Consider the following 24288-nt stretch of genomic DNA (forward strand, 5'->3'; position numbering starts at 1 on the left):
AACCGGTGGACCCACCCGGCCCACCGGCGCCGGTGGACGCCGGGCGCGCCGCGTAGCCTTGCCCGCGTGAACGCCAGCGACCGCACCCCTGCCGACCTGCTGCGATCCGCGCTCGCCGCGGACCCGGGCCGCCCCTTCATCACCTTCTACGACGACGCCACCGGCGAGCGCGTGGAACTGTCCGTCGCCACCTTCGCCAATTGGGTGGCCAAGACCGCGAACCTGCTCCAGGGCGATCTCGCCGCCGCCCCCGGCGACCGCCTCGCGCTGCTGCTTCCCGCGCACTGGCAGAGCGCGGTGTGGCTGATGGCCTGCCACTCGGTGGGCGTGGCCGTCGAGATCGGCGGCGACCCGGCCGCGGCCGACCTCGTGGTCAGCGGCCCCGACACGCTCGATGAGGCCCGCGCCTGCACCGGCGAGCGGGTCGCGCTCGCGCTGCGCCCGCTCGGCGGCCGCTTCCCGCAGCCGCCGGACGGCTTCGCGGACTACGCCGTCGAGGTGCCGAGCCAGGGCGACCGGTTCGCGCCGTTCGTGCCGCTCGACCCGGACGCCGAGGCGCTCGCCGTCGACGGGCTCGCGCTGAGCGCCGCCGAACTCGTGGCGCGGGGCCGCGCGGAGGCCGCCGAGCTCGGCCTCGGTACGGGTTCGCGGCTGCTCTCCGGGCTCGGGTACGACAGCTGGCGAGGGCTCGCGAGCGGCCTGTACGCCCCGCTCGCCTCGGGCGGTTCGGTCGTCCTGTGCCGCAACCTGGCCCAACTGGCCGACGGCGGGCTGGAGAAGCGGGCCGAGAGCGAGCGGGTCACGCACCGCGCGCTCTGAGCGGCCGCCACCGGCGATCCGCCGGTCTCCACCCTTGTGGCCCAGTCGGGGCCCGGCCCCCGGGCCCCGGCGGCGCCCCCGGTACATGATCGACCGTACGCACAACCCTGCGCGCGATTCGGCCGTCTACCGAGGTGCCCGGCGGCGCGGCGCGCCCGCCGATCCGTGATGGCCCGTGAGGATGGACGCCGACGTGACCGACAGTGCTGGCACGCCCCCCGAACCGGAGGACCGGGCCGGGGCCGGGCAGTCACCGCCGGCCACCGGCGGCGGAACGGGCGCGCCGTCCGCGGCCGCCGAGCCCGCCGCCAAGGGCGGCCGCCGCTGGCTGCGTTGGACCGCGCTCGGCGTCTCCGTGGTGGTGCTCGCGGCCGCCGCGACCGGCTGGTGGTTCTACCGCAAGCTCGACGGCAACATCCAGACGGACACCTCCGCCGCGCACGAGCTGGACAAGTACGAGCGGGACCGGCCCGCCTCGATGGTGCACGACGCGCAGAACCTGTTGCTCATCGGCTCGGACTCGCGCGCGGGCAACAACTCCGCGTACGGCAGGGACGACGGCGGCAGCCAGCGCTCGGACACCACGATCCTGCTGCACCTGGCCGCCGACCGGCTCAGCGCCACCGCCGTCTCGCTGCCGCGCGACCTGATGGTGGACATCCCCGGCTGCGGCACGCCGGACGGCACCCGGACCAAGGAGCAATTCGCCCAGTTCAACTGGGCGTTCGAGTTCGGCGGCGCGGCCTGCACGATCCGTACGGTGGAGAAGATGACCGGCGTGCGGATCGACCACCACATGGTCGTCGACTTCAGCGGGTTCAAGGACATGGTCGACGCGGTGGACGGCGTCGAGGTGTGCCTGAAGGAGCCCGTCGAGGACCGGCAGGCCCATCTGAAGCTTCCCGCGGGCCGCCAGCTGCTCCACGGCGAGCAGGCGCTCGGTTTCGTACGCTCCCGGCACGGCTTCGGGGACGGCAGCGACACCCAACGCATGGACCGCCAGCAGCAGTTCCTCGGCTCGCTCGTCAAGAAGGTGCAGAGCAACGGGGTGCTGCTCAACCCGACCCGGCTCTTCCCGGTCCTCGACGCGGCGACCAGGTCCCTCACCACGGACCCGGGCCTGAACACGCTGAGGGACCTGTACGACCTGGTGCGCTCGGTGCGCGGGATCCCGACCGAGAACATCCGCTTCCTGACCGTTCCCCGTCAGCCGTACGCCTATGACGGCAACCGGGACGAGCTGGTGCAGCCGGACGCGGACCGGCTCTTCAAGCAGCTGCGCGAGGACCTGCCGATCAAGGTGGCGCCCGCCGCGGACGTCGCGAAGGCGAAGGAGGGCGGCAGGAACGGAGGCGGCTCCGGGGACGACAAGCCGGACGATCCGGGCCCCTCGGCGAGCCCGTCCGCGCCACCCGTCTACTCGGGTACGAATGCCGCCTCGGGCATGTGCGGCTAGGCGGGCGGTCGTGTCGACGAGCTGTGAAATGCGCGTGACCGTCAGTGAATTGAGGCCAAATGCCCGCTTGTAAAAGGCGTGCAATGTGTCACGGCCGTCGCTCTTGGCCGAACTGGCCAGATAGTGTGACGCGATCCGGTGCGACAGGCCACAGCGGGCCGCGCACCGCAGGAGCGAATGATTGAGCGCTTTGGGGGAAGCGACTCGGCACCGACGGAGGACAGAAGCAACCGTGGATGCGCAGAGCCGTGGGCGGGCCGATGACGTCGACCCCGCAGACCAGTGGGTCCTCAACCCGGACACCGGCACTTACGAATTGCGACTGAGTCCTTCCGGAACGCAGTCGAATTCCGGTCCACCGCGATCGTCGACCGGTACCGCGTCCGGCAAGGAGCCGGGCGGGTCCGGACACTCCGGGCGCCGCGAGGTGCCCGGGCAGCGCGACCGCCGGGCCAACCGGTCCCCCGACGAGTCCCCCGACGGCCGCCGCAAGCGGAAGCCCAAGGCGGCGCGCAAGAAGAAGGCGCTGCTGTGGACGGGCGGCGTGATGGGCTTCGTCCTCGTCGTCGGCGCGGGCGGCGCCTACTGGCTCTACCAGCACTTCAACGGCAACCTCAACACCGTCGACGTCGGTGACGCGGGCAGCAAGAGCACGGTGCCGGACGGGGCGTTCAACATCCTCGTCATCGGCACGGACAAGCGCACCGGCAAGGGCAACGAGGGGTACGGCGACGCCGGCAGCGAGGGCCACGCCGACACCAACATCCTCTTCCACGTCTCGGCGGACCGGACCAACGCGACCGCGATGTCCATCCCGCGCGACATGGTGATCGACATCCCCGCCTGCCCGACCAAGCAAAAGGACGGCAGCACCAAGACGGTGCGGGGCGAGAAGAAGGTGCGGTTCAACACCAGCCTGGGCCAGGAGGGCCGCGACCCGGGCTGCACGATGCGTACCGTCAAACAGCTCACCGGGCTCACCGTCGACCACTTCATGATGGCCGACTTCAACGCCGTCAAGGAGCTGTCCACGGCCGTCGGCGGCGTCAAGGTCTGCCTCGCCAAGCCGGTGAACGACCCCAAGTCGCATCTGAGGCTCCCGGCCGGCGAGAGCGTCGTCAAGGGCGAGCAGGCCCTCGCGTTCGTACGGACGCGGCACAGCTTCGGCGACGAGAGCGACCTCTCCCGGATCAAGCAGCAGCAGCAGTTCCTGAGTTCGATGATCCGGCAGATGAAGTCGGACGACACCCTGGGCAGCCCGACCAAGATGTACGGGCTCGCGGACGCGGCGACCAAGGCGCTGACGGTCGACTCGGGGATAGGAAGCATCAAGAAGCTGACCGACCTCGCCCAGGTGCTCGGCAAGATCGACGCGAAGAACATCACCTTCACCACGCTGCCGGTCATCGACAACCCGGCCGAGGGCAAGAAGCACATCACGGTGGTGCCCGACCCGACCAAGGCCGACGCGCTGTTCGCGATGATGCGGTCCGACACCTCGCTCACCGAGGTGAAGAAGAAGGAGGCGGACGCCAAGAGCGCGGCCGCCGCCGAGGAGGCCGCCCGCCTCAACGGCCCCCGCGCGCAGGCCTCCGACGTACGGGTCACCGTGCTCAACGGCGGCGCGGCGGCGGGCTCGGCGGGCGACATGGTCACCTGGATGCAGAACCAGCAGGGCGTGCTCAAGTCGAGCAACGGCTCGAACGCGCCCGCGAAGGTGCCCGCCACGGTCCTGGCCTACGCGCCGAACCAGGCCGACCAGGCCCGCAAGCTCGCGGATCTGCTCGGCCTCGCCGCCTCCGCACTGAAGCCGGGCACGAAGGACGCCGTCGGCAAGGAGCCCATGGTGCTGACCCTCGGCCCCGACTTCAAGCAGGCGGGAACGCCCATCGCCGCTCCGGCCAAGGCACCGGAGGGCATTCAGAAGGTCGAAGCCGACAAGTCGGTGTGCGCCAAGTAGCGGACTCACGGGCCCGTCCGGGCCCAGGGGGAGTCCGAACGACAGGGGGGTACAGGGGTGGGCAAAAACAGCGTGCGCGGGGAGGGGACGCACGGACGCGTCGAGCATGCGGGCGAACTCGGCTGGGACGAGAGCCTGTACGAGAACGGCGCGCCCGGCGGGTCCGCGGCGGACGAGAAGAAGACCGGGGAGCCCGGCGAGAGCGGGGCCTCCCGAGCGCCGGACGGCTCCGGCGCGTCCGGTGGCTCCGGGGCCGCGAGCGGCGCCGGGGCGTCGGGCGGCCCCGGCACGCCCGAGGAACCCGCCGCGGCGGGCAGCGGGCACCGCAGGGGCGGCCGCCGCACACGCGGCAGACGCAAGCACCGCGTCCTCAGATGGTCCGCGATCACCCTCGCGGTGCTCATACTCGGGACGGCCACCGCCGGTTACCTGTACTACCAGCACCTCAACGGCAACATCCGCAAGGGCGACCGCAGCGCGGGCGGCAGCGACGCCAAGAAGACCGCGCCCAACGCCCAGGGCCAGACGCCGCTGAACATCCTGCTGATCGGCTCCGACAGCCGGAACTCCGACGAGAACGTCAAGCTCGGCGGCGCCAAGGACAGCCGCGGCAGCGACCCGCACGCGGACGTCCAGATGCTGCTGCACGTGTCCGCCGACCGCAAGAACGCCTCGGTCGTGAGCATCCCGCGCGACACCCGGGTGAACATCCCCGCGTGCAAGGACACGGAGAAGAAGAAGGACTTCGCGCCCACCAACACCGTGATCAACGAGGCGCTCGGCCGCGGCGGGGCCGGCTGCGTCCTGGACACCTGGGAGAAGCTCACCGGCATCTACATCGACCACTGGATGATGGTCGACTTCGCCGGTGTCGTGGCCATCTCGGACGCCGTGGGCGGCGCCGACGTCTGTGTGAAGCAGAACATCGACGACCACCCCACCAAGCAGCAGCCCGGCGGCTCGCACCTGCACCTGACCGCGGGCAACCACACCGTGAAGGGCGAGCAGGCCCTGCAGTGGCTGCGCACCCGGCACGCCTTCGGCAGCGACATCGGCCGCTCCGAGGCCCAGCACATGTACATGAACTCGGTGATCCGCAACCTCAAGGACCAGAACGCGTTCACCGACACGGGCCGCCTCATGGACATAGCCGAGACCGCGACCAAGTCGCTCCAGGTCTCCTCGGAACTCGGCACCGTCAAGAAGCTGTTCGACCTGGGCATGGAGCTCAAGGACATCCCCATGGACCGCATCAACATGCTGACCATGCCGCGCCTGCCCGACCCCAAGGACCCGGACGCCCACGTGGTGCCGGACACGGCCAAGGCCGACGCGCTGTGGGCGATGCTCCGGGACGACAAGCCGCTGGACCGCAAGGACGACCCCAAGCCCGCCGCCCCCGAGGCCTCCAAGGGTCCGGCCGCCGCGGCCCCCGACGCGCTCGCGGTGAGCGTGGTCAACGGCACCGGCACCGACAGCCGCGGGCCCGCCAAGGGCCGGGCCGGTGCGGTGGTCGACGCGCTCAGGGCGAAGGGCTTCAAGAAGGCCGTGACCGGTTCCGGCGGCTCCGCCGCGACCAGCGAGGTCGACTACCCCACGGCCGCGGGCGCCCAGGGCAAGGCGGACGCGGAGTCGGTCGCCACGGCGCTCGGCCTGCCCGCGAGCGCGGTCAAGGCGTCCGACGTGAAGGGCCTGACCCTGGTGGTCGGCGCCGACTGGCGCAGCGGCGACACCTACCCGAAGCAGGACCCGAAGGCGAACGACCCCCTCAAGGACACCGAGTCGGTCAACGGCGCCGACAAGGGGGCCTGCATGGACGTGTACGCGCCCTACCGCTTCTAGCGCGCCCGGGGAACACGACAGGGGCGCCCGGTGCCATCGGCACCGGGCGCCCCTTGCCGCGTCGCGTTCAGACCGACGTGGTACGCACCGCCGGGCGACGGCTGGCGATGACCCGCTTCGCCAGCGCCTTCGGGCTGGTGAGGAAGCCGTAGCCCCAGGACATGTGCATGGTGGCGAGCGCCACCGGGATCCGCGCGCGGGCCTTGAGCGAGAGGCCCCTGCCCGCGGGCAGCGAGCCCGCGGTGATGGCGGCGAGGTAGCCGGCCGGGACCACGAAGCCCCACGGCGTCACCAGCGCGCCCACCACGACGCCCGCGGCGATCGCGCAGACGGCGGTCGGCGGCGCCAGGTAGCGCAGGTTGATGGAGCCCTCGTGGTAGCGGGCCACCACATGCCGCCAACGCCCGTAGTCCTTGTACTGCTTGGCCAGCGCCTTCACCGAAGGCCGGGGCCGGTACTGGACCTTGAGCTCGGGCGAGAACCAGATGAGACCGCCGGCCTCCCTGATCCTGAAGTTCAGCTCCCAGTCCTGGGCGCGGATGAACTCCTCGTTGTAGCCGCCCTGTTGCTCGAGCGCCTCGCGGCGGAAGACACCCAGGTACACGGTCTCGGCGGGCCCGGCCGCGCCGCCCGTGTGGAAGGCCGCGTTGCCGACGCCGATCTTCGAGGTCATCGCGGCCGCGACCGCGTCCTCCCAGGCGTTCTCGCCCTCGGCGTGCATGATGCCGCCGACGTTCTGCGCGCCGGTCTCCTCCAGGAGGCGTACGGCGGTGGCGATGTAGTTCGGCGACAGCATGCCGTGGCCGTCGACGCGTACCACGATCGGGTGGCGGGAGGCCTTGATGGCGGCGTTCAGGGCCGCGGGCGTGCGCCCGGTGGGATTGGGGACCGTGTGGACCCGCGGGTCCTCGGCGACCAGCTCGGCGGCGATCTCGTCGGTACGGTCCGTGGACGGGCCGAGCGCGATCACCACCTCCAGCTCGCCCGCGTACTCCTGCTCCAGGATGTGACGGACCGAGTTGCGCAGATGCCGCTCCTCATTGAGGACCGGCATGATCACGGAAACAGCAGGCGTGGCGTTCATCGGTGGTCACGTTACCGCGAATGGGGGACACGGTCGCGCGGCGGCCGGGGCGGCGCCCGGGGTAGCTGATCGTATGGGCCTACGGTGCTCAAGATCCCCCTGTCACCCGCGGAGGTCCCCGTGCCCACGCCGCCCCGTCCGCGCCCCGTACGACCCGGTCACCCGCGCGCGAGACAGCAGGACGAGCGCCCCCGCTGGGGCATGCGGCTCGCGACCACGCTGTCCGTCCTGGTGCTCGGCGCGGGCGGGGTCGGGCACGCGGTGGTGACCAGCCTGGACGGCGGGATCGGCCGGGTGGACCCGTTCCGGGACATGAAGAACCGGCCGCAGGGCAGCCGGGGCACCAACATCCTGCTCGTCGGCACCGACGGGCGGGACAAGATCACGCCGGAGGAGAAGCAGAAGTACCGGCTCGGCGGGGCGCCCTGCCACTGCACGGACACGATCATGATGGTGCACGTCTCGGCGGAGCGGGACCGGGTGAGCGTGGTGAGCCTGCCGCGCGACTCCTACGCCGAGGTCCCCGAGCACACCGACGAGGACACCGGGCAGCGTCATCCCGGTCATCCGGTGAAGCTCAACGCGGCGTACGCGGAGGGCGGCCCCGCGCTCAGCGTGCGCACCATCGAGAACATGACCGGCCTGAAGATCGACCACTATCTGGAGGTCGACTTCACTAGCTTCATGAAGACGGTCGACGTGGTCGGCGGCGTGCAGATCTGCACGGCCCGCCCCATGAAGGACTCCTACACCGGTCTCGACCTCGCCGCGGGCACCCACCAGCTCAACGGCGGCGAGGCGCTCCAGTACGTGCGCTCCCGGCACACCGACGGCTCCGCCGACCTCGGACGGATGCAGCGCCAGCAGCGCTTCCTGGCCGCCCTGGTCGCGAAGGCGACGAGCAACGGGGTGCTCCTGAACCCGGTGAAGTTCCGCGAGGTCGCCTCGTCGCTGCTGTCCTCGGTCCGCGCCGACGAGGGCTTCGGGGTCGAGGAGATGCTGAGCTTCAGCTCCGCGATGAAGGGGTTCTCCCCCTCGTCGTCGGACTTCACGACGGTGCCGCTGGGGCAGCTGAGCTTCCCCGTCAAGGGCATCGGCTCGACCGTGAAGTGGGACGACGCCAAGGCGAAGAAGCTGTTCCAGCTGCTGCGCGAGGACAAGCCGCTGGCCCCGCACGCCCCGCCGAAGCCCGCGCCGCAGCCGGCCGCCAAGGACGCCAAGCCCCCGCGCAGGGGCCCCGGCGCGATCGTCGAGGTCGCCCCCGGGCAGATCAGGGTGCAGGTCTACAACGGGACCCGCACCGACGGGCTCGGCCGCCGCGTGGACGACGCCCTGCACGCCACGGGCTTCAAGACCAGCGGCGTTCCCCAGGCGAGCGCCAACCTCGACATGCGCCGCACCTTGATCGAGTACGACCCGCGCTGGGACCGCTCGGCGAAGTCGCTCGCCATCGCCCTGCCGGGCAGCGAGCTGCGCCCGGTCAAGGGGCTCGGCGCCACGATGAAGGTGACGGCGGGCGCCGACTTCAAGGACGTGGTCCCGGTCCGGGTCGAGGAGCAGCCGCAGGGCGACTTCGGCACGGTCACCGGCGACCAGGTGGTCTGCCCCTGAGGGGCGGCGAGACGACGGAGGGGACGCCGCGGACCGCTCAGTCGTCCAGGCCCTCCGCGGCCCGCTTCTCGCGCAGGTCCATGATCGCGCGGCGCCGGGCGAGCCGGTGGGTGCGGCGGATCTGGGCCTCCTGGTAGCGGCGCTCGTCGCGCTCGGTCTCCGGAACCACCGGCGGCACCCGGCGGGGCTTGCCGTCGGCGTCGACGGCGGCGAAGACGAGGTAGGCCGAGCCCACCTGCTGGGCCGGGGTCGACTCGTTCCAGCGCTCGGCGAGCACCCGCACGCCGACCTCCATCGAGGACCGCCCCGTCCAGTTGACCTGCGCCTTCACATGCACCAGGTCGCCGACCCTGACCGGCATCAGGAACGCCATCTCGTCCATCGAGGCGGTGACGGCCGGGCCGCCCGAGTGGCGCCCGGCCACCGCGCCCGCGGCGTCGTCCACCAGCTTCATGATCACTCCGCCGTGCACCGTGCCCAGGAGGTTGGTGTCATGGGTGGTCATGATGTGGCTCAGGGTGGTTCGGGAGGCCGAGGTCGGCTTGCCCGGAAGATCAGTCATGCGTTCCACTTTATGCGGCGCGTGCGCCGGGGCTCATTGCATCAGCCTTGCAACAGCCCTGCCCCGAATTCCACCCTGCCCTGTCAGGCGCACGGGAGGGCCGTGCATGCTGGACGGCATGAACGAATGGCCCGACGACCGGGGTGGCAGCGCCCGCGGAAACGGTGACGACGCCTACGGCCGCGGCAGCTCCGCCGCTCAGCCGGAGGGCGCCCGCCGGATGCGGCACGTCCAGCGGCCCGCATCCGTACCCCCCTCGCAGCGTCCGGTACCGCGGCAGCAGCCCGGGTACGACGGCGGCTACGGACAGCAGCAGTACGCCCAGGGCGCCCCGGGGGTGCCCGGTCAGCCCGGCGCGTACGACGGCTACAGCGAGGGCCACGTCTACGGCAGCCCGGCGGGGCGGGGCCCCTCGGGTCCTGGCGGGCCCGGTGGCCCGGGCGGTCCGCGGCGCGGCGGCGGACGGCGGCCGGGGGCGGCGCCGAACTGGCGCAGGCGCATCACCATCGGGGTGCTGAGCCTGGTCGTCGTGCTCCTGGTCACCTCGGTGGCCACGTACTTCTGGGCGGACGGCAAGGTGCGCCGCGAGGTCGACCTCTCCAAGGTCATCGACCGGCCCGGCGAGGGCAAGGGCACCAACTACCTGATCGTCGGCTCCGACTCCCGCGACGGCCTGTCCGACGCGGAGAAGAAGAAGCTGCACACCGGCTCGGCCGAGGGCAAGCGGACCGACTCGATGATCCTGCTGCACACCGGCGACAACGGGAACACGATGGTGTCGCTGCCGCGCGACTCCTGGGTGACGATCCCCAGCTTCAAGGGCTCGCAGACCGGAAAGGCGTTCCCGTCCAAGGGCAAGGACAAGCTGAACGCGGCGTTCTCGATCGACGGTCCCGAACTGCTGGTCCGTACCGTCGAGGCGAATACCGGACTGCACATCGACCATTACGCGGAGATCGGGTTCGCGGGATTCGCGAACATCGTGGACGCGGTCGGCGGCGTGGAACTCGATATTCCGCAGGACATCAAGGACAAGGATTCCGGCGCGGACTTCAAGAAGGGCAAGCAGACCCTCAACGGCCAGCAGGCCCTGGCGTTCGTCCGCAACCGGCACGGTTATGCCGCCGGCGACCTGGAGCGCACCAAGAACCAGCAGAAGTTCCTGTCCGCGCTCGCCAGCCAGACGGCCACGCCGACGACCGTCCTCAACCCGTTCAAGCTGTACCCGGTGATGGGCGCGGGCCTGGACACCCTCATCGTGGACAAGGACATGAGCCTGTTCGACCTGGGCTCCATGTTCTGGGCGATGAAGGGCATCACGAGCGGCGACGGCATCTCGATGAACATGCCGGTCGCCGGTGACGGCCCGCAGACCTCGCTGCTGTGGGACAAGCCGAAGGTCACGCAGCTGGTGAACGAGCTGAAGAACGACGACAAGGTCACGGTCAAGTAGCCACCGGGGCAAGGGCGTTGACCCCTCCCGCATGACATGAGTCACAGAGAAACCACAGCAACCGTGGGCAACTGCCCCGGGTTGCCGTGATTTGCCCGCCGCCGGGCGTCCGCGAGACGCCCGGCGGCGGCCTTTTATCCGCTTCCCCCGCGGCACATGGCGGCCCTACGATCACGGCCTGTTTCTTTTCCATTCTTTGGGACTCGGCAGACTCAACAAAGGGCTCACGCGAAGATAAGCCGTACTCTCGCGACGGCCGTCGCCGCCGCCGTCACGACCCCCGCACTGCTGCTTTCCGCCACCCCGGCATTCGCCGACGGAAAACCGGCGGCGCTCACCGCGAAGAAGCCCACGATCGCCGAGCTCGAAAAGGCCGCGGCCGACGCGCAGAAGGCGTACGAAAAGGCGTCCGCCGACGAGAACGACGCGCGCAAGGCGCTCGACGCCCTGGACACCTCCCCGGCCCTGGTGGCGCTGGCCAGGGCTCAGAAGGACGCCGACGAGGCCACCCGCGCCAAGGCCGCCGCCGACCAGGAGCTCGCCGACGCGAAGACCTGGCAGAACGCCCTGCCCGCCACCGCGAGCCCGGTCGACAAGGACCTCGCGGCGCAGCGCGTCGCCAAGGCCGAGGAGGCCGTGAAGGGCGCCGGGACGGCGAAGACCGAGGCGGCCGGCAGGCTCGCCACGGCCCAGGCGGCGGCGGACAAGGTCCGGGACGCGGCGAAGGACGCGCTCGACCGGGCCAAGGGCGCCACCGCCAGGGCCCTCGCCGACAAGAAGGCCGCCGACAAGGCGCTGGCCGACGCCAAGGCGGCGGACCCCGGCCCGAGCACCAAGTGCACGCAGGACGCCTCCCTCACGACGGCCCTGAGCGGCTTCCCGTCGCAGATCGCCGCGGGCACCGGCGCCGACTTCTCGGTCCGGGTGACCAACGGCACCGGCAGGAGTCTGGACCGGCTCTGGCCGTTCGTCTTCGCCTACGTCGACGGCAAGGGCGGCGGCAAGGACATCGACAAGCTGGTGCACCTCCAGTGGTCCGCCGCGGGCTCGAACGGCTGGCAGGAGCTGCCGCTCAACCAGGCGGGCCCGGTCACCAACCTGGCCGCGGGCAAGACGGCCGAGCTGAAGCTGCGCCTCAAGGTCGACGGCGCGACGCCGGTGGGCCGGGCCGACCTGTTCGTGGCCGCCGACTACCGCAACGCGGACGGCACCTGCGGCGGGACCCCGAGCCAGGCCCGGTACGAGTTCGACGTCCTGGCCGTCGGGGGCAAGCCCAGCAAGACGGGCGAGTCGCAGCCGACCACGGCGCCCCGCCCCCAGGGCGGCGCGGCGGCGACCCCGCTGTCCGCCACCGCCGCCAAGGCGGACGGCGCCCTCGCCGAGACCGGCTCCTCGGCCGCCCCCCAGCTCGCCCTCGCGGGCGGCGCTGCGGTCGTCCTGGGCGCCGGGGCGCTCGTGCTCGTACGCCGCCGCAGGTCCGCCCAGGACTGACGCCCCGCGGCACCACGAAGGGCCCGCGTCCTCGGGCGAGGATGCGGGCCCTTCGTCGACTCCCGTGTGGTTACGGCAGGTTGCGGGACATCACGATCCGCTGGACCTGGTTCGTGCCCTCGTAGATCTGGGTGATCTTCGCGTCGCGCATCATGCGCTCGACCGGGTAGTCGCGGGTGTAGCCGTAGCCGCCGAGGAGCTGGACGGCGTCCGTGGTGATCTCCATGGCGACGTCGGAGGCGAAGCACTTGGCGGCGGCGCCGAAGAACGTCAGGTCCGAGTCGAGGCGCTCGGACTTGGCGGCGGCCGAGTAGGTGAGCTGACGGGCGGCCTCCAGCTTCATGGCCATGTCGGCCAGCATGAACTGGATGCCCTGGAAGTCGGCGATCGCCTTGCCGAACTGCTTGCGCTCCTGGACGTAGCCCTTGGCGTAGTCGAGGGCGCCCTGCGCGATGCCGAGGGCCTGGGCCGCGATGGTGATGCGGGTGTGGTCCAGGGTCTTCATGGCGGTCGCGAAGCCCGTGCCCTCCTCGCCGATCATGCGGTCGAGGGGGATGCGGACGTTGTCGAGGTAGACCTCGCGGGTCGGCGAGCCCTTGATGCCGAGCTTCTTCTCCGGAGCGCCGAAGGAGACGCCCTCGTCCGACTTCTCGACGACGAAGGCGCTGATGCCCTTCGAGCGCTTCTCCGGGTCGGTCACGGCCATGACCGTGTAGTACTCGCTCTCACCGGCGTTGGTGATCCAGCGCTTCACGCCGTTGAGGACCCAGAAGTCCCCGTCGCGGACGGCCCTGGTCTTCATGCCGGCCGCGTCCGAGCCCGCGTCCGGCTCGGAGAGGCAGTACGAGAACATGCCCTCGCCCTTGGCCAGCGGGCCCAGGTACTTCTTCTTCAGCTCCTCGGAGCCGGAGAGGATCACCGGGAGCGAGCCGAGCTTGTTCACGGCCGGGATCAGGGAGGAGGAGGCGCAGACCCGGGCGACCTCCTCGATCACGATGACGGTGGCCAGCGCGTCGGCGCCCGCGCCGCCGTACTCCTCCGGCACGTGCACGGCGTGCAGGTCGTTGGCGACCAGCGCCTCCAGCGCCTCGCGGGGGAAGCGGGCCTGCTCGTCGACCTCCGCCGCGTACGGGCCGATCTTGGCCTCGGAGAGCGAGCGGATGGCGTCGCGGAGCATGTCGTGCTCCTCGGACGGGCGGTACAGGTCGAACTCCGAGTTGCCCGTGTGTCCTGCGTTTCCAGCCGTTCCGGCCAAGGTCTCTCACTCCCCAAGGGACGCTAACTACCGTTAAGTAACCTAATTTTAGGGGCCAGGACCTCCGCAGGCATACGTGAGCTTGGCGACAGCCCGCAAAAGGGGCCTGTCAGGGCCCGACTATGCTCGGTCAGCGCGTTTGCCGTCCGTACGCCCGTCTCCCCGAGCCCGCACTTCAGGAGCACCGCATGGCCCTCAAGATCACTGTGATCGGCACCGGATACCTCGGCGCCACCCATGCCGCGGCCATGGCGGAGCTGGGGTTCGAGGTGCTGGGCCTCGACGTGGTCCCCGAGAAGATCGAGATGCTGGCGCAGGGGCGCGTCCCCATGTACGAGCCCGGGCTGGAAGAGCTGCTGCGCAAGCACGTCGCGGGCATCGAGGGCTCCAGCGGGCGGCTGCGCTTCACCACCTCCTGGGAAGAGGTCGGGGCCTTCGGCGATGTGCACTTCGTGTGCGTGAACACCCCGCAGAAGCACGGTGAGTACGCCTGCGACATGAGCTTCGTCGACGCCGCCTTCGGCTCGCTCGCCCCGCACCTGGCGGACGGCGCGCTGGTCGTGGGCAAGTCCACGGTGCCGGTCGGCTCGGCGGCCCGGCTCGCGGCGGCGCTGCCCCAGGGCGTGGAGCTGGCGTGGAACCCGGAGTTCCTGCGCGAGGGCTTCGCCGTCGACGACACCCTGCACCCGGACCGGATCGTGGTCGGCGTCGAGAGCGAGCGCGCCGAGAAGCTGCTCCGCGAGGTGTACGCCGGGCCCGTCGGCGAGGGGTCGCCGTTCGTCGTGACCGACTTCCCGACCGCCGAGCTGGTGAAGACCGCGGCGAACTCCTTCCTCGCCACCAAGATCTCCTTCATCAACGCCATGGCCGAGGTGTGCGAGGCCGCCGACGGCGACGTGGTGAAGCTGGCCGAGGCCATCGGCCACGACGAGCGCATCGGGAAGAAGTTCCTGCGGGCCGGCATCGGCTTCGGCGGCGGCTGCCTGCCCAAGGACATCCGCGCGTTCATGGCGCGGGCCGGCGAGCTCGGCGCCGACCAGGCGCTCACCTTCCTGCGCGAGGTCGACTCGGTCAACATGCGCCGCCGCGGCCACATGGTGGAGCTGGCCCGCGAGGCGGTGGGCGGCGAGACCTTCCTCGGCAAGCGGGTCGCCGTGCTCGGCGCCACCTTCAAGCCCGACTCCGACGACGTGCGCGACTCCCCCGCGCTCAACGTCGCCGGGCAGATCCACCTCCAGGGCGGCCAGGTCACGGTGTACGACCCGAAGGGCATGGACAACGCCCGCCGCGTCTTCCCCACGCTCGGCTACGCCGACTCCGCCCACGACGCGGTGCGCGGCGCCGATGTCGTGCTGCACCTGACCGAGTGGCGCGAGTTCCGCGACCTCGACCCCGCCGAGCTCGCGAAGGCCGCGGCCACCCGGATCATCCTGGACGGGCGCAACGCGCTGGACCCGGTCAAGTGGCGCGAGGCGGGCTGGACCTACCGCGCGATGGGCCGCCCGCGCGCCTGACGGCCCGGCCGGGTCAGGGCCCGTCGAGGTCCTCGATGGTGGCGTTCGACGGGGATCTGCGCGGGGCCGTGGCGCGGGCCGCGAATTCCGCGTCCCGCACGACGCGGGTGAGGTTCTCCCAGGTCAGCGCCGCGATCTCGGCTTCGGTCCAGCCCCGGTCGAGGAGCTCGGCGATCAGCCTCGGATAGCAGGAGGCGTCTTCGAGGCCGGGGGTGCGCGGTGCGCCCGTGATCAGCCCGTACGTTCCCGAAAGGCCCACGTGCGAGGGCCCGGCCACGTCGCGCACCCGCTCGATGTGGTCGGCCACGTCGCTCACGGACGTGCCCGGACCGCTCTGCTGGATCTGTTCGGGGGCGAAGCTCACCAGGCACACCCCGCCGTTCGCGCCGATCGCGTCGAGCAGTTCGTCGGAGGCGTTCAGCGGGTGCTTGGTGAGGGAGGCCGCCGCCGAGCGGGAGAGCAGCGCCGGGGCCTTGGCCGAGTCGAGGGTGCGGCGCCAGGTGGCGGACGTCGCTCCCGAGAGGTCGAGCAGTATCCCGAGCCGGTTCGCCTCGCGCACCACCTCCAGGCCGAAGCGGGTGAGCCCCGGCTCGGTCCACCGGGTGCCCGGGGTCAGCGCGAGGGCCCGCACCCCGAGGACGTGGTAGGACCGCAGGGTGCCCAGCGAGTCGCCCATCGCGCGCGCGGCCACCGGGCCGAGGAACGAGGCGATGCGGCCGCGGTTGCGGGCGTCCGCGAGGTCCCCGGAGGTCAGCGCGAGGCGCAGCCACTCCGGGCAGCAGGCGATCAGCGAGCGGATCCGGTCGAGCCGTTCCAGGGTGGCGCCGGCCGGGTCGGGGCACTCCGGGTCGGCGGTCAGCGCCCAGAACTGCGCGCCGACCCCGCCGGCCCGCAGCCGGGGGATGTCCGTGTCGAGCGAACTCTCGCCGACCTCCAGATCGTGCCAGGGGGCCTGCGCGAGCGTCTTCGCCAGGGTGTTGTACCCGTCGGCCACGGGGTGCGCGGCGAGCAGCGAACGGGCCCGTTCGAGGCACTCGTCGCCGTCTTCCGGTACGGGTACGGGTATGGGGTCCGGCACGGCGGAGGTCGGCGCGTCGAGCTCTCCGACCGCCGAGGTGTCCTGGGGGTCGTCCTGCAGATCTGCCATGACGGGCTCCCGGTATCGGCGGTGACGGCAGTACCGACACGGTGTCATGGTGGGGCGGCGGGGTCGCGGCGAACGAAGCGTTCGGGCTACGTGCCCATCCTGGCCCGCCCCCTGGGGCTCCGCCCCAGACCCCGCTCGCGCCTTGAGGCCGCTCGTCCTCAATCGCCGGACGGGCTGAGGTCGCCCCTGCGGGCCAGCACCGGTGCTTTGGAGGCGCCCCCACCCCTGGGGCTCCGCCCCAGACCCCGTGTCGCGCCTGAACGGCGCTCGTCCTCAAACGCCGGACGGGCTAAAGATGCCAGCACCGGCCCGCCCCAGTACCGCCAGGGGCGCGAGGAACTGCGCGAAAAGCGAGCACGATCCGCAGACGAGAACGGGTTGAGGGGCGCGGGGAACTGCGCGAGAAGTGGGCACGATCCGCAGACAGAACAAGGGGCGCGGGGAACTGCGCGGTCGGCACGAGCTGCGGACGGGCACGGGGCGCGGGCCGGCGACGCGGACGAGGGGGACGGCCGCGGGCGGCGGCGGGGCGAAAGGGGCGAGCCCCTTCGCCCCGCCGCGGGGTCAGGCGTCCAGGGCGGGGAGGGTCGCGTTGGAGGGCCCCCGCGACGCCCGGAGCTCGCGCGAGACGGCCTCCGCGTCCCGCACCACCCGCACCGCGTTCCCCCACGTCAGCTTCGCCAGGTCCGCCGACGACCACCCCCGCGACAACAGCTCGGCCACCAGGTTCGGGTAGCCCGCCACGTCGTCCAGGCCGGACGGCGTGAAGGCGGTGCCGTCGAAGTCGCCGCCGATGCCGATGTGGTCGACGCCCGCCACCTCACGCATGTGGTCGAGGTGGTCCGCGACCGTCGCGGCGGTCGCGATGGGCCGCGGGTTCGCCGCCTCGAAGGCCTCGTGGAGCTTCATGGCCTCCGGCGAGGTGTCCAGGTGGTGGAGCCCGTGCGCGCGCAGGTTCTCGTCGGCCGCCTGCGTCCACGCCACGGCCGCCGGGAGGATGAACTTCGGGACGAAGGTCGCCATCGCCACCCCGCCGTTGCCGGGCAGCTGGGCGAGCACGTCGTCCGGGATGTTGCGCGGGTGGTCGCAGATCGCCCGCGCGGAGGAGTGGGAGAAGATCACGGGGGCCGCCGTCGTGGCCAGCGCGTCCCGCATCGTCGTCGCCGCCACGTGCGAGAGGTCGACGAGCATGCCGAGGCGGTTCATCTCGCGGACGACCTCGTGGCCGAACGGCGAGAGCCCGCCCACGCCCGGCTCGTCCGTCGCCGAGTCCGCCCACGGGAGGTTGTCGTTGTGGGTCAGCGTCATGTAGCGGACGCCGAGCGCGTACAACGCCCGCAGCGTGGCGAGGGAGTTGTTGATCGAGTGGCCGCCCTCGGCGCCCTTCAGGGAGGCGATGCGGCCCGCCGCGCGCGCCGCCTCCATGTCGTCCGCGGTGAGCGCGGGCGCCAGGTCCCCGGGGTAGCGGGCCAGCATCTGGTCGACGCAGTCGATCTGCTCCAGGGTCGCCGAGACCGCCTCGTCACCCGCCAGGTCGGTGCGCACGTACACGGACCAGAACTGCGCGCCGACCCCGCCCGCCCGCAGCCGGGGGATGTCGGTGTGGGTGCGGCCGGTCAGATCGGTGGCGATGTCGCAGCGTTCGAGGTCGTAGCGCACCTTCGCGCGCAGCGCCCAGGGCAGGTCGTTGTGGCCGTCGACCACGGGGTGGCGGGCGAGCAGCGCGCGGGCTTCGTCGAGAGGGGTCATGGCACTCACTTTCCGAATCCGAAGGCGCCCGAACCCTCGACCTTCGCCCGCAGCCGCTTGCCCTTCTCGGTGGCCTGGTGGTTCAGCTCCTGCTGGAACTCCCGCATGCGGCCCAGGAGTTCACCGTCGTGCGCGGCCAGGATGCGGGCCGCGAGCAGGCCCGCGTTGCGCGCGCCGCCGACCGAGACGGTGGCCACCGGCACGCCCGCGGGCATCTGCACGATGGAGAGCAGCGAGTCCATGCCGTCGAGGTACTTGAGCGGCACCGGCACGCCGATGACGGGCAGCGGGGTCACCGAGGCCAGCATGCCGGGCAGGTGGGCGGCGCCGCCCGCGCCGGCGATGATCGCCTTCAGGCCGCGGCCCGCGGCGTCCTCGCCGTACGCGATCATCTCGTGCGGCATCCGGTGCGCGGAGACGACGCCGACCTCGTACGGGATCTCGAACTCGTCCAGCGCCTTGGCGGCGGCCTCCATGACCGGCCAGTCGGAGTCCGAGCCCATGACGATGCCGACGACGGGACCCTGGGCGAAAGCGCTGCTCATTCGGTGATCGTTCCTCTGAGGTAGTCGGCTGCGTGGCGGGCCCGCTCGCGGACGTCCGCGAGGTCGTCGCCGTAGGTGTTGACGTGGCCCACCTTGCGGCCGGGCTTCACGTCCTTTCCGTACATGTGGATCTTGAGCTGCGGGTCGCGGGCCATGCAGTGCAGGTACGCGTAGTACATGTCCGGGTAGTCGCCACCCAGGACGTTGCCCATCACGGTCCACTTCGACCGCGGGCGCGGGTCGCCCAGGGGGAGGTCGAGGACGGCCCGCAGGTGGTTGGCGAACTGCGAGGTGATCGCGCCGTCCTGGGTCCAGTGGCCCGAGTTGTGCGGGCGCATCGCGAGCTCGTTGACGAGGATGCGCGGCACGCCGTCGGCGTCGCGGGTCTCGAAGAGCTCGACCGCGAGGTGGCCGACGACGCCGAGCTCGGAGGCGATGCGCAGCGCGAGCTGCTGGGCCTCGCCCGCCAGCTCGTCGTCGAGGTCGGGCGCGGGGGCGATCACCGTGTCGCAGACCCCGTCGACCTGGATCGACTCGACGACCGGGTAGGCCACGGCCTGGTCGCTGGGCGAGCGCACGACGTTGGCCGCCAGCTCGCGCACGAAGTCCACCTTCTCCTCGGCGAGGACCGCGACGCCCGCCTTGAAGGCGTCGGCCGCGTCCGCCTCGGAGCGCACGAACCACACGCCCTTGCCGTCGTAGCCGCCGACGACCGTCTTGAGGATGACGGGGAAGCCGTCGCCCTCGGCGGCGAACGCCGAGACGTCGGACGGATCCGACACGATGCGGTGGCGGGGGCAGGGCGCGCCGATCTCGCGGAGCCGGGCGCGCATCACCCCCTTGTCGTGGGCGTGCACCAACGCGTCGGGCCCCGGGCGGACGACGATGCCGTCCGCTTCCAGGGCCCGCAGGTGTTCGGTGGGCACGTGCTCGTGGTCGAAGGTGATCACGTCACAGCCGCGCGCGAAGTCACGCAGCGTGTCCAGGTCGCGATAGTCGCCGATGACGACGTCGCTCACCACCTGGGCCGCCGAGTCCTGCGGGGTGTCACTGAGGAGCTTGAATCTGATGCCGAGGGGGATGCCCGCCTCGTGGGTCATGCGGGCGAGCTGACCGCCGCCGACCATGCCGACTACCGGGAACGTCACGCCTCCAGGGTATCCGGCGCCCCCGCGGCACCCGCAGGGCCGGGTTGCGCGGGCCGTTTTGCCAGTGCCCACAGGCGTTGCACAGAGGGGGTGGTTAGCATGGGCGGGTTGACTGGCACGAAAAGCACACCTACTCGGACGGGGCTGGGCGATCACCATGAGTGCACAGGGCGCGTCGCCTGCGCGACTGCGACTGCTCGTACGCGAGGTCGCCAAGTTCGGCGCTGTCGGCGGTCTCGGGGTGCTCGTGAACATGGGCGCCTTCAACCTGCTGCGGCACACGACCGAGCTCCAGGTGGTGCGGGCCAGCCTGCTGGCCACCGCGATCGCGATCGCCTTCAACTACGTGGGGTTCCGCTACTTCACCTACCGCGACCGCGAGAAGAGCGGCCGGGCCCGCGAGCTCACGCTGTTCCTGCTGTTCAGCGTGGTGGGCGCGGTGATCGAGAACGGCATCCTGTACGCGGCGACGTACGGCTTCGGCTGGAACAGCCCGTGGCAGAACAACTTCTTCAAGTTCCTCGGCATCGGCCTCGGCACGCTGTTCCGGTTCTGGTCCTACCGCACCTGGGTGTTCCGGGCGCTGCCCGTCCGGGAGGCCCTGCAGACGGCGGAATCGTTTCTCGACGACCCCCGGCCGGTCACGCCCGCGAAGCACTGACCGCGCCCGCCGAACCGTTTCGGTTCAGCGGATCGTCTCCGGGGGCTCCGGCTCCCGGCGCCCCCGTGCCTCCCGGCTGAGGAACAGCGCGAACACCGCGGGCTGCTGCTGGAGCATTTCGAGCCGCCCGCCGTCGGCCTCCGCGAGGTCGCGGGCGACCGCGAGGCCGATGCCGGTGGAGTTGCGGCCGCTGATGGTCCGCTCGAAGATCCGCGCGCCGAGGTCCGGACGCACCCCGGGGCCCTCGTCGGTGACCTCGACCACGGCCTGGTTGCCGGTGACCCGGGTCCGCACCGCGACGGTGCCGCCGCCGTGCATCAGCGAGTTCTCGATCAGCGCGGCCAGCACCTGGGCGACCGCGCCCGGGGTGCCGACCGCCTTCAGACCGGTCTTGCCCGAGCGCACGATCGCGCGGCCCGCGCTGCGGTAGGCCGGGCGCCACTCCTCCAGCTGCTGCTTGACGACCTCGTCGAGCGAGAAGACCACGGCCGAACCGGTGCGCGGATCACGGCTGTTGGTGAGCAGCCGCTCCACCACGTCGGTCAGCCGCTCGACCTGGGTGAGCGCGATGGTGGCCTCCTCCTTGACCGTGTCGAGGTCGTCGGTGAGGGCGATCTCCTCCAGGCGCATGGAGAGCGCGGTCAGCGGCGTGCGCAGCTGGTGCGAGGCGTCCGCGGCGAGCCGGCGCTCGGCGGTGAGCATGCGGCCGATCCGGTCCGCCGAGGAGTCGAGCACGTCGGCGACCCGGTCGAGCTCGGGCACCCCGTACCGCTTGTGCCGCGGGCGCGGGTCGCCCGAGCCGAGCCGTTCGGCGGTCTCGGCGAGGTCGGTGAGCGGGGAGGCCAGCTTGTTCGCCTGGCGTACGGCCAGGAGCACCGCGGACACGATGGCGAGCAGGGCCACCGCGCCGATGATCAGCAGGGTGCGGCCGACCTCCTTGGTGACCGTGGAGCGGGACTCCTCGACCAGGACGGCCTCGCCGCGCTCGCCCTGGGCGGTGCCCTTGATGACGGTGCCCTCGGGCTTGCGGCCGATCTCCATCACCGGGCGGCCCGGGATGGAGATGCGGGCGTACCGCTTGGGGTCGATCTGCTCGTTCAGGACCTGGGCGTTGATCGTCTCGTTCGCCAGGGTGCGGCTGTCGACGACGGAGACCAGCCGCAGCGCCTCGGAGTCCACGCTCTCCTGGGCGCTGCTGCTGATGGTCCGTGTCTCGACGATGACGAGGGAGACGCCGAAGACCGCGATCACCACGAGAACGACCGCGAGTGTGGAGTTGATCAGTCGACGGCGCATGTGCCCCGGTGCTCTAGCTCTTCTCGAAGCGGAAGCCGACTCCGCGGACGGTGGCGATGTAGCGCGGGTTGGCCGCGTCGTCGCCGAGCTTCTTGCGCAGCCACGAGATGTGCATGTCGAGCGTCTTGGTCGAGGACCACCACGTGGTGTCCCAGACCTCGCGCATCAGCTGGTCGCGGGTCACGACCCGGCCGGCGTCCCGCACCAGGACCCTGAGCAGGTCGAACTCCTTGGCGGTGAGCTGGAGCTCCTCGTCGCCCATCCAGGCGCGGTGCGACTCGACATCGATCCGCACGCCGTGGGTGGCGGGCTGGGCCACCGGCTCGGTGGCGCCGCGCCGCAGCAGCGCCCGGACCCGCGCGAGCAGTTCGGCCAGCCGGAAGGGCTTGGTCACGTAGTCGTCGGCGCCGGCGTCCAGGCCGACGACGGTGTCCACCTCGTCGGCGCGGGCGGTGAGCACGAGGATCGGGACGGTGTGTCCCTCGGAGCGCAGCCTCCGGGCGACTTCGAGGCCGTCCATGCCGGGAAGCCCCAGGTCGAGCACGACCAGGTCGGCGCCCCCCTGCAGTCCGGCGTCGAGGGCGGTCGGGCCGTCCTCGCGGACCTCGACCTCGTAACCCTCCCTGCGCAGGGCGCGGGCCAGTGGCTCCGAGATGGAGGCGTCGTCCTCGGCGAGCAGTACACGGGTCATGGGGGTGATGGTAGTCCGCGGCGGCGACAATGCGTCAGGTGATCCACCCACCCTGCGGGTCTATGAAGCGATCTTGTTTAACACCTTCGAATCAGGGTCAGTGGTTCCAGGGACGCCTGTGATCCATGTCTCAAGTCCTTCCATATGCCGCACTCTGGTGACGTATGGTGTCCCAACGCCTATAGCACTACTCAAGGACCTTTGGCCTGCTTGGCGCGCCAAGGGTCTCTTTTCTGCACAAGACGGGCTCAGCCAGTCTTGAGATTCAGTGAATGACCTACGGGCCGGGCCCCAGCGCGAAGAAGCGCACGGGCGTGGATCCCGGTGTGGTCTGTCCTTCCCGCGCTCCCCCACGGAGCCGGACCCCAAAGGCGTTGGGGGGACAGCCCCCATGCCGGTGCCGGCCCTCCCCCACCGGGCGCGACTCAACGCTCACGAAGCGCGCGTCCCGAGCAAGCAAGGATCGACCATGGCGTCCAGCCTGACGAAGGACTCGGCCAGTACCACTGGCACCGAGAAGACCTTCCTCGGCCACCCCCGCGGCCTGGCCAACCTCTTCATGACGGAGATGTGGGAGCGCTACAGCTTCTACGGCATGCGGGCCCTGCTCGTGCTCTACCTGGTCGCCCCGGCGTCCTCGGGCGGGCTCGGGTTCAACATGGCCACGGCCACCGCGATCTACTCCGTGTACAACGCGATGGTGTACCTGCTCGCCCTGCCGGGCGGCTGGCTCGCCGACCGCGCCTGGGGTGCCCGCAGGACCGTGGCCATCGGCGGCACGATCATCATGATCGGCCACTTCCTGCTGGCCGTGCCGATGGAGATCTCGTTCTTCATCGGTCTCGCGGCCATCGCGCTCGGTTCCGGTCTCCTCAAGGCCAACATCTCCACGATGGTCGGCCACCTGTACCCGGACAAGAACGACCCGCGTCGCGACGGCGGCTTCACGGTCTTCTACATGGGCATCAACCTCGGTGCCTTCGCCGCCCCGCTGACCATCGGCACCGTCGGCCAGAAGGTCAACTGGCACTTCGGCTTCGCCCTCGCGGGCGTGGGCATGGCGCTGGGTCTGCTGTTCTTCTTCCTCGGTACCCGCCACATGTCGGCGGAGAGCGACGTCGTCCCCACCCCGATGTCCGAGGCCGAGCGCGCCTCGATCATCAAGAAGGTCCTGATGTGGCTGGGCGTGGCGGTCGTCGCCTACGGCGCCCTCGCCGTCTCGGGCCACTTCACGGTGGACTGGGCCATGTGGCCGCTGACCATCGCCGGTCTCGTGATCCCGGCCTGGTGCCTGCTGCGCATCAAGCGGGACAAGGACCTCGACGAGGTCTCGCAGTCGCGGATGTCGGCGTACGTCTGGTTCTTCGTCGCCGCGGCCGTCTTCTGGGGCATCTACGACCAGACCGGTTCGACCCTGAGCGTCTTCGCGCAGGACAAGACCGCCAACAACCTGTTCGGGCTCAACTTCCCGTCCAGCTGGTTCCAGTCCCTGAACCCGCTGTACGTGATGGCCCTCGCGCCGGTCTTCGCCTGGCTCTGGGTGTACATGAACAAGCGGCGCAAGGAGCCGAGCACGCTGTCGAAGTTCGCCTTCGGCCTCACGCTCATCGGCCTCTCGTTCTTCGTGATGATGCTGGCCCAGGCCGCCGCGTCCGGCGACGTCAAGGTCACCCCGCTGTGGCTGTGCATGGTCTACCTGATCCAGACCGTCGGCGAGCTCACGCTCTCCCCGGTCGGCCTCTCGCTGACCACCAAGCTGGCGCCGGAGAAGTACGCCTCGCAGATGATGGGCGTCTGGTTCCTGGCCGTCACGGCCGGCGACTCGGTCATCGCGCTGCTCCAGCTGGTCGGCGCGCCGACCGACTCCACGTACTGGTTCGCCAGCCAGGGCGCGCTCGCCGTGGTCGCGGGCGTCTCGATCTTCATGTTCCGCAAGAAGGTCAAGCCCCTCATGGGCGGCGTGCACTGACCCGCCCCCGCCGTACGTGAAAGAGCCGCCGCACC

General features: G+C 71.2%; 19 protein-coding genes. 10 read left to right on the plus strand and 9 right to left on the minus strand.

The window, feature by feature from the left end:
- The first annotated feature begins 66 nt into the window (after nt 1-66).
- The 4 genes from AC07F3_RS29170 to AC07F3_RS29185 all read left to right on the plus strand — a co-directional run bounded on the left by AC07F3_RS29170 (nt 67) and on the right by AC07F3_RS29185 (nt 6077).
- A complete protein-coding gene (locus AC07F3_RS29170; RefSeq protein WP_479117405.1) occupies nt 67-819 on the plus strand; it encodes a TIGR03089 family protein in 753 nt (250 codons plus the stop codon).
- A 181-nt stretch (nt 820-1000) separates the two neighbouring features.
- Entirely contained in the window at nt 1001-2275 is a 1275-nt protein-coding gene (locus AC07F3_RS29175; protein ID WP_479117406.1) for an LCP family protein, read from the plus strand.
- Nucleotides 2276-2507: 232 nt separating this feature from the next.
- Nucleotides 2508-4235 carry an LCP family protein gene (locus AC07F3_RS29180; protein WP_479117407.1) on the plus strand — a complete coding sequence of 576 codons (1728 nt, stop codon included), beginning with the start codon at nt 2508-2510 and terminating at the stop codon, nt 4233-4235.
- Nucleotides 4236-4292: 57 nt separating this feature from the next.
- Nucleotides 4293-6077: an LCP family protein gene (locus tag AC07F3_RS29185; RefSeq protein ID WP_479117408.1), complete on the plus strand. Its 1785-nt coding sequence runs from the start codon at nt 4293-4295 to the stop codon at nt 6075-6077.
- 67 nt (nt 6078-6144) lie between these two features.
- Here AC07F3_RS29185 and AC07F3_RS29190 read toward each other — a convergent pair whose 3' ends face one another.
- Nucleotides 6145-7161, minus strand: coding sequence for a glycosyltransferase family 2 protein (locus AC07F3_RS29190; RefSeq protein ID WP_479117409.1), 1017 nt, complete (start codon nt 7159-7161; stop codon nt 6145-6147).
- A 120-nt stretch (nt 7162-7281) separates the two neighbouring features.
- Between AC07F3_RS29190 and AC07F3_RS29195 the strand changes: the two genes are divergently transcribed.
- Nucleotides 7282-8772 (plus strand): LCP family protein, encoded by a 1491-nt coding sequence (locus AC07F3_RS29195; protein ID WP_479117410.1) that lies wholly within the window; start codon nt 7282-7284, stop codon nt 8770-8772.
- Between the two features lie 37 nt (nt 8773-8809).
- Here the strand turns inward: AC07F3_RS29195 and AC07F3_RS29200 are convergent, their stop codons facing one another.
- Complete coding sequence (locus AC07F3_RS29200; RefSeq protein WP_388494648.1) at nt 8810-9334, minus strand: acyl-CoA thioesterase; 525 nt, start codon at nt 9332-9334, stop codon at nt 8810-8812.
- Nucleotides 9335-9452: 118 nt separating this feature from the next.
- On the opposite strand from AC07F3_RS29200, the gene AC07F3_RS29205 reads away from it, so the two are divergent.
- Nucleotides 9453-10787, plus strand: coding sequence for an LCP family protein (locus AC07F3_RS29205; protein WP_479117411.1), 1335 nt, complete (start codon nt 9453-9455; stop codon nt 10785-10787).
- Between the two features lie 156 nt (nt 10788-10943).
- On the plus strand, nt 10944-12278 hold the full coding sequence (locus tag AC07F3_RS29210) for an LPXTG cell wall anchor domain-containing protein (RefSeq protein ID WP_479117412.1): 1335 nt from the start codon (nt 10944-10946) through the stop codon (nt 12276-12278).
- Between the two features lie 70 nt (nt 12279-12348).
- Here the strand turns inward: AC07F3_RS29210 and AC07F3_RS29215 are convergent, their stop codons facing one another.
- On the minus strand, nt 12349-13533 hold the full coding sequence (locus AC07F3_RS29215; RefSeq protein ID WP_479117413.1) for an acyl-CoA dehydrogenase family protein: 1185 nt from the start codon (nt 13531-13533) through the stop codon (nt 12349-12351).
- A gap of 188 nt (nt 13534-13721) precedes the next feature.
- On the opposite strand from AC07F3_RS29215, the gene AC07F3_RS29220 reads away from it, so the two are divergent.
- Nucleotides 13722-15047, plus strand: coding sequence for a UDP-glucose dehydrogenase family protein (locus tag AC07F3_RS29220; RefSeq protein WP_479117414.1), 1326 nt, complete (start codon nt 13722-13724; stop codon nt 15045-15047).
- 13 nt (nt 15048-15060) lie between these two features.
- On the opposite strand, the gene AC07F3_RS29225 is transcribed toward AC07F3_RS29220, so the two are convergent.
- From AC07F3_RS29225 to AC07F3_RS29240, 4 genes are all read right to left on the minus strand, one after another.
- Nucleotides 15061-16194, minus strand: a complete 1134-nt coding sequence (locus AC07F3_RS29225) for a dipeptidase (protein WP_479117415.1) — start codon at nt 16192-16194, stop codon at nt 15061-15063.
- Nucleotides 16195-16758: 564 nt separating this feature from the next.
- Entirely contained in the window at nt 16759-17943 is a 1185-nt protein-coding gene (locus tag AC07F3_RS29230) for a dipeptidase (RefSeq protein ID WP_479117416.1), read from the minus strand.
- Nucleotides 17944-17948: 5 nt separating this feature from the next.
- On the minus strand, nt 17949-18488 hold the full coding sequence (gene purE / locus AC07F3_RS29235; protein ID WP_479117417.1) for a 5-(carboxyamino)imidazole ribonucleotide mutase: 540 nt from the start codon (nt 18486-18488) through the stop codon (nt 17949-17951).
- A complete protein-coding gene (locus AC07F3_RS29240) occupies nt 18485-19636 on the minus strand; it encodes a 5-(carboxyamino)imidazole ribonucleotide synthase (protein ID WP_479117418.1) in 1152 nt (383 codons plus the stop codon). The genes purE and AC07F3_RS29240 overlap by 4 nt, the downstream gene beginning before the upstream one ends.
- A gap of 157 nt (nt 19637-19793) precedes the next feature.
- Between AC07F3_RS29240 and AC07F3_RS29245 the strand changes: the two genes are divergently transcribed.
- The gene (locus tag AC07F3_RS29245; protein ID WP_479117419.1) at nt 19794-20297 is read left to right on the plus strand and encodes a GtrA family protein; all 504 of its coding nucleotides are present in this window, start codon (nt 19794-19796) and stop codon (nt 20295-20297) included.
- A 24-nt stretch (nt 20298-20321) separates the two neighbouring features.
- Here the strand turns inward: AC07F3_RS29245 and AC07F3_RS29250 are convergent, their stop codons facing one another.
- Together AC07F3_RS29250 and AC07F3_RS29255 are read right to left on the minus strand one after the other, a co-directional pair.
- Complete coding sequence (locus AC07F3_RS29250) at nt 20322-21593, minus strand: ATP-binding protein (RefSeq protein WP_479117420.1); 1272 nt, start codon at nt 21591-21593, stop codon at nt 20322-20324.
- A gap of 13 nt (nt 21594-21606) precedes the next feature.
- Nucleotides 21607-22284 carry a response regulator transcription factor gene (locus AC07F3_RS29255; protein WP_114039337.1) on the minus strand — a complete coding sequence of 226 codons (678 nt, stop codon included), beginning with the start codon at nt 22282-22284 and terminating at the stop codon, nt 21607-21609.
- A gap of 469 nt (nt 22285-22753) precedes the next feature.
- On the opposite strand from AC07F3_RS29255, the gene AC07F3_RS29260 reads away from it, so the two are divergent.
- Complete coding sequence (locus AC07F3_RS29260; RefSeq protein WP_479117421.1) at nt 22754-24253, plus strand: peptide MFS transporter; 1500 nt, start codon at nt 22754-22756, stop codon at nt 24251-24253.
- Nucleotides 24254-24288: the final 35 nt, after the last annotated feature.

It is taken from the genome of Streptomyces sp. NPDC045846 (assembly GCF_056431605.1).